7 protein-coding genes and 1 pseudogene are annotated in these 5060 nt (G+C 58.8%); 4 read left to right on the forward strand and 4 right to left on the reverse strand.

From position 1 onward, the window contains the following. Positions 1–887, forward strand: an 887-nt coding sequence (locus tag EN932_RS28815; protein WP_164890661.1) for a copper oxidase, incomplete at its 5' end; no start/stop codon positions are given. Between the two features lie 55 nt (positions 888–942). On the opposite strand, the gene EN932_RS38465 is transcribed toward EN932_RS28815, so the two are convergent. Continuing rightward, entirely contained in the window at positions 943–1101 is a 159-nt protein-coding gene (locus EN932_RS38465; RefSeq protein ID WP_013531525.1) for a hypothetical protein, read from the reverse strand. Between the two features lie 131 nt (positions 1102–1232). After that, positions 1233–1460, reverse strand: a complete 228-nt coding sequence (locus tag EN932_RS28825) for a hypothetical protein (RefSeq protein ID WP_013531524.1) — start codon at positions 1458–1460, stop codon at positions 1233–1235. 250 nt (positions 1461–1710) lie between these two features. Between EN932_RS28825 and EN932_RS28830 the strand changes: the two genes are divergently transcribed. The 3 genes from EN932_RS28830 to EN932_RS28845 all read left to right on the forward strand — a co-directional run bounded on the left by EN932_RS28830 (position 1711) and on the right by EN932_RS28845 (position 3939). Next, positions 1711–2106 (forward strand): hypothetical protein, encoded by a 396-nt coding sequence (locus EN932_RS28830; RefSeq protein ID WP_013531523.1) that lies wholly within the window; start codon positions 1711–1713, stop codon positions 2104–2106. A gap of 55 nt (positions 2107–2161) precedes the next feature. After that, positions 2162–3352 carry an NADH-quinone oxidoreductase subunit D gene (locus EN932_RS28835; protein ID WP_063168035.1) on the forward strand — a complete coding sequence of 397 codons (1191 nt, stop codon included), beginning with the start codon at positions 2162–2164 and terminating at the stop codon, positions 3350–3352. Between the two features lie 401 nt (positions 3353–3753). Continuing rightward, entirely contained in the window at positions 3754–3939 is a 186-nt protein-coding gene (locus EN932_RS28845; protein ID WP_013531520.1) for a hypothetical protein, read from the forward strand. 39 nt (positions 3940–3978) lie between these two features. On the opposite strand, the gene EN932_RS28850 is transcribed toward EN932_RS28845, so the two are convergent. Then, the gene (locus tag EN932_RS28850; protein ID WP_013531519.1) at positions 3979–4728 is read right to left on the reverse strand and encodes a metallophosphoesterase; all 750 of its coding nucleotides are present in this window, start codon (positions 4726–4728) and stop codon (positions 3979–3981) included. Then, a pseudogene (locus EN932_RS28855) lies at positions 4721–5060 on the reverse strand (hypothetical protein); the annotation flags it as partial. The gene EN932_RS28850 and the pseudogene EN932_RS28855, both read right to left, overlap by 8 nt.

Consider the following 5060-nt stretch of genomic DNA (forward strand, 5'->3'; position numbering starts at 1 on the left):
CCTATGGCCTTGCCGCCAAAGGCGACCAGGAACTGCCATTCCGCCTGGAGAACGGCGTCAAGGTGTTCGACCTCAGGCCCTCAGTGGTCCGCTGGCAGATCCTGCCCAATGTCGCGGTCGACGCCTATGCCTACAACGGCCAGATCCCCGGTCCGCGCATCCACATTCGCCAGGGCGATAAGGTTCGCATCGACGTCACCAACGACCTGCCTGAGGAGACCACGGTGCATTGGCACGGCATGATCCTGCCGAACCAGATGGATGGGCCCGCCGAGATCACCCAGCCGCCGATCGAGCCTGGGCAATCCTATTCCTACGAATTCACCGCGACCCAGCACGGGACCTATTTCTATCATCCGCATGCCAAGCCGGACCGTACCCAGGCGCTGGGGCTCTATGGGGCGCTGATCATCGACCCTGCCAATCCCGCCGACGAGGTTCAGGCTGACCACGACTATGTGATCGAACTTCAGGAATGGCTGGTGCGCGATGGACTGACCTATCCTTCGATGCCGATGGAAGGCGGTATGCCGAACTTCTTCACCATCAACGGCAAGGCCTATCCCGCAACCGACGCCATCCCCATGAAGGTGGGCGAGACGCTGAAGGTGCGTTTCATCGGCACCAATAATGGCTTCGTCCATCCCATGCATATCCATGGCGGACCCTTCGAGGTCGTCGCTCGTGACGGTGAGACGCTTCCTCCCTCGGCGCGCTTTCTGGCCGATACGATCAATGTCGGGCCAGGACAGCGCTATGACGTCGTCTGGAAGGCACGGCGTCCCGGCAAGTGGCTCATCCATTGCCACATCCCGCATCACACGACGAACAACAATGTCGAGGAAAAGGGCGGCGGCGGGCTGATGGTCGTGATCAACGTCGGTTAGATCTGCCACCCCCCTGTGGATTTACCTGTGTCATCCGGGTGCGCATTGTTGCGCGCTACTTCTTGATAATGGTTCCGTTGCGCAAGTCGAATGCTTCGGTACCGCGAGCCTGGCGGTAGAAATCATCCTGCAATTCACCCCATTCGCCGAGAAAGGCGCCGCAATTGCTGCAATGAATTGGCGTCGACTCGTTGGCGTCGTCGGGAATGTCCATTTGGATGGTCCCACAAGCCTTGCAATCGAGTTTGTCGTCCAGCCGTCGTCCCATTTCCCAATGATTGCGCATTTTCGACCATGAGCCAATTGTCGATTTCGTACCAAATCGCATCGACCATGGCTCATCGGTCAATCGCGAGAGTCAAAAAGGACGGCCAGACCCAGTTCCCGTGCCAGCTCGATGATCGTCTCCATCAATTCATCATCTGTATCCTGCAAATAAGGCGCGTCCCTGCGAGCGGCCTCTATCGCCGCTTTGACCGAAACGATGTCGCCGTATCGCGCACTTCGAAGCTCTTCTGCCAGAAACGCCTTGGCGGTACCGACAGGTCTTATTGCCCATCTGGCGATGCTCATGCGGCTCCCTCCCATGGTCACCTCAGCTTCATTTTGATCCTGTCCAAGGTGCAGATCAATCGATGGTACGATTCCGTACGGAGCTGCCCAACCGGTTGGAGACAGCCGTGTGACGAACGCCTTGGCCAGGTTTTCGGCGTCTCTCTGGGGTGAGTTGGGGCGAAATCGCCCGGTGGGACCGGCCTTGCGGAACCATCGCTCAGCATGGGGGTTTCTTCAAAATCTCCCTCGAAGAATGCAAGGAGCGACCATGCGCATGTTGACGATAGCTGTCGCGCTTTCCGGGGCGGTCACCATTCAGCCCGTCTACGCCCAAACTATCGGACCGCAGCTTCCCCAGGTAACGCCACCGCAGGGCGAAGCGCAGCCGGAGCTGGCGCCGCCCGATCCAGGCTCTGCCGGTTTGAATTTCACCGGCGTCGCCATTGTCGCCGTCGAGGATTTGCCGGACGAAATCAAGGCGCAGGCCGATGCCGTGATTAACCAGACCAGCGCCGAAGATTTGCTTCGCCTGCAAAGCTCCGTCGATGCCTCACCTCAGGCGACGTCGGCTTTGAGAGCGAATGGGCTCAATTCCTCGCAGGTTGTCGCTGCAAACATAGATGGCGATGGCACGCTGACGCTGATCATTCAGACGACGACTTGAGGCATCGAACCATACGCATCACTGAATCGACGAAATGCAGTCGCGGAGAGCAGCAATGGTCGAAGCCGCCGTTCGCAACTTCACCATCAATTTCGGGCCACAGCATCCCTCCGCCCATGGTGTTCTTCGGTTGGTGCTCGAACTGGACGGCGAGATCGTCGAGCGTGCCGATCCGCATATTGGCTTGCTCCATCGAGGCACCGAAAAACTCATAGAGCACAAGAACTATTTGCAAGCGCTGCCCTATTTCGATCGGCTCGACTATGTCGCGCCGATGAACCAGGAGCATGCGTTCTGCCTCGCCGCCGAAAAACTGCTCGACATAACAGTTCCAAAGCGTGGGCAGCTTGTCCGTGTTCTTTTTTGCGAAATTGGCCGGCTTCTGTCGCATCTCCTCAATGTCACGACCCAGGCCATGGATATCGGCGCCCTGACGCCGCCGCTTTGGGGATTTGCGGAGCGCGAGAAGCTGATGGTCTTTTACGAGCGCGCCTCCGGCGCTCGCATGCATGCGAATTACTTCAGAATCGGCGGCGTGCACCAGGATTTGCCTGCGAAGCTTCTCGACGACATCTGGGCTTTCTGCGATCCGTTCCTCAAAGTCTGTGACAACCTCGACGATCTGCTCACCGGCAGCCGCATCTTCAAGCAGCGCAATGTCGATGTTGGTGTGATCGGGCTGGATGATGCCTGGCGCTGGGGGTTTTCCGGCGTGATGGTACGCGGATCGGGCGCGGCATGGGATTTGCGCAAGGCACAGCCATACGAATGTTACCCTGACATGGATTTCGACATCCCCGTCGGCAAGAACGGAGACTGCTATGACCGTTATCTCGTCCGTATGGAGGAGATGCGCCAGTCGGTGCGGATCATGAAGCAATGCCTGGAAAAACTGCGGTCATCCGAAGGCCAGGGGCCGGTCGCGATTCCGAACCAGAAGATCACGCCGCCGCGGCGCGCCACGATGAAACGCTCTATGGAAGCGACCATCCAGCATTTCAAACTTTATACCGAGGGGCATCGCGTGCCGGCGGGAGAAGTCTACGCCGCGGTTGAAGCGCCAAAGGGAGAATTCGGCGTTTATCTGGTTTCTGACGGGGGCAACGTCCCTTACCGGTGCAAAATACGTGCGCCATCTTTCGCCCATCTGCAGGCGATGGATTTCCTGTCTCGAGGGCACATGATCGCCGACGTTGCCGCGATCATCGGGTCGCTCGACATCGTGTTTGGCGAGATAGATCGTTAGTCCTCGGCAGGTTGCGCGCTTGCCCCGCGATGCAGAAATTCCCTCTCATGCGTGGACGGGAGGCTCTTCATTCTCGTCGGGGTTGGGCAGCGGAGTCTCGTCCGGAAGCGTTTCCGGTTCGGGTTCCTCGATCGGCTCCGGCTTCCATGTTGGAGGCGGCACGGGCATATCGCGATTTGGGTCTGGCTGTCTTGGCTGTGGCATCTAACTATCTCCGTTCAGTTGGAACAACTCGTCCGCCGTGGCATGGTTCCTGGCAGAATCCAGCCATCGAGATCGTTGCGCCCTCAAGGCAGGCGCACGTTGGTCCGCCCACGGATGCCGGCGCAAAAGTTGCAGATCGTTCGGAACCGGTCGGATTTTCGAGCCGTTGTCGTCGAAATCGACCAAGGAGAAGCGTGATGAAGGACAAGTCAGGAGATATCGACCATACACTGCCGCAAGTCGCCATCGACGATCAGCAGGTGCGACAACTGGCCGCCACGACCGATTTGCCGTCCAGGCAGGCACGCGAACTGGTGCGCCGTCACGGCAACGATCCCCGCAAGCTGGAAGAGTTGGCGAGATCGATCAACGCCACCAACTGAGTCCAGGCCAATGGGCATCGACGGCGCAAGCCGTTGGCATCAGATTTCCAGCAAGGCGTAGGGGCGGCCGCCAGGCTTGGCCACATGCATGGCGACGTTGTAGACCTTGGCTCCGCCAGGCGTTTGGCCTTCGTAAGAACCGCGATGTGCATGACCGTGCACGACAGCACTGACCTGAAATCGATCGATCGTTTCGGCCAGACGTGAAGAGCCCAGAAACGGAAATATTTCCAGCGGTTCTCCCGCGACGGTGTCGGCAATCGGCGCGTAGTGAAGGATCACCAGCGTGCGCTTGGCCCGCACCTGGCGCATCGCATTTTCAAGTCGCATTGCCTCGTTCACGCTTTCCGCGACCATCGTCTTGATCGCCGGTTCCCCGAATGAGCCGAGCATGCGTGACCCGAAGCCGCCTATGAATCCCTTCACGCCGACAAAACCGACCTCCTCGATTTCGACTGTCTGCCCGTCGAGGAGGTGAACATGCGCCTGCCGCAGGATCTTCGTGACGTCTTCCACCGCACCGGACTCGTAGTCATGATTGCCGAGGACTGCCACAACCGGGATCGAGCAGTTGCGCAGATCCTCGGCCAGCATCTCCGCTTCACGAGGCTTGCCGAGATTGGTCAGATCTCCCGTGAGAACGAGAATGTCCGCTTCGCTCGATATCTCGCCGAAGAGGTCTCGATACGAGTTTTGTGCATCTTCCCGCACATGGAGATCCCCGACCGCGGCAACTTTGAGTGCGCGTGCGCCGTCCTTGGGCGCGCTGCTCTTGACGGGATCAGCCATCACGGAATTCTCCCACACCACCGACGCCGGCGAAGCCCCATTCCTTGACGTCGATCTCGTAGTCGGTTTGCGAAAGCAGCCGCCCACGGCAGATCTTCATCCTTGGAGACGGCAATTGCCGTTGCTTGGCGAGGCGGTCGAGCAATTCATCGAGCAACCACGCCGGGATATGATCCCGCTCGCTCGGATAGATCCATCTGAAATTGATAAGCTGCATCAACAGAACCTCCCAATGAACCTCCAGATAAGAAAGCAGCCGGTGCCAATCGATCTGATCGCCCGCCTTGAGAATCGTATGAGCGATATCGGCGCCGTCGTGTCGCCCTCTGTCC

The organism is Mesorhizobium sp. M7A.F.Ca.US.002.01.1.1, from assembly GCF_004022955.1.
GTDB classification, from domain to species: domain Bacteria; phylum Pseudomonadota; class Alphaproteobacteria; order Rhizobiales; family Rhizobiaceae; genus Mesorhizobium; species Mesorhizobium ciceri.

Bases quoted from the DNA above. Each gene is read 5' to 3' on its own strand.
- EN932_RS38465 (WP_013531525.1), bottom strand. From the start codon at position 1,101: ATGGACATTCCCGACGACGCCAACGAGTCGACGCCAATTCATTGCAGC.
- EN932_RS28825 (WP_013531524.1), bottom strand. From the start codon at position 1,460: ATGAGCATCGCCAGATGGGCAATAAGACCTGTCGGTACCGCCAAGGCG.
- EN932_RS28830 (WP_013531523.1), top strand. From the start codon at position 1,711: ATGCGCATGTTGACGATAGCTGTCGCGCTTTCCGGGGCGGTCACCATT.
- EN932_RS28835 (WP_063168035.1), top strand. From the start codon at position 2,162: ATGGTCGAAGCCGCCGTTCGCAACTTCACCATCAATTTCGGGCCACAG.
- EN932_RS28845 (WP_013531520.1), top strand. From the start codon at position 3,754: ATGAAGGACAAGTCAGGAGATATCGACCATACACTGCCGCAAGTCGCC.
- EN932_RS28850 (WP_013531519.1), bottom strand. From the start codon at position 4,728: ATGGCTGATCCCGTCAAGAGCAGCGCGCCCAAGGACGGCGCACGCGCA.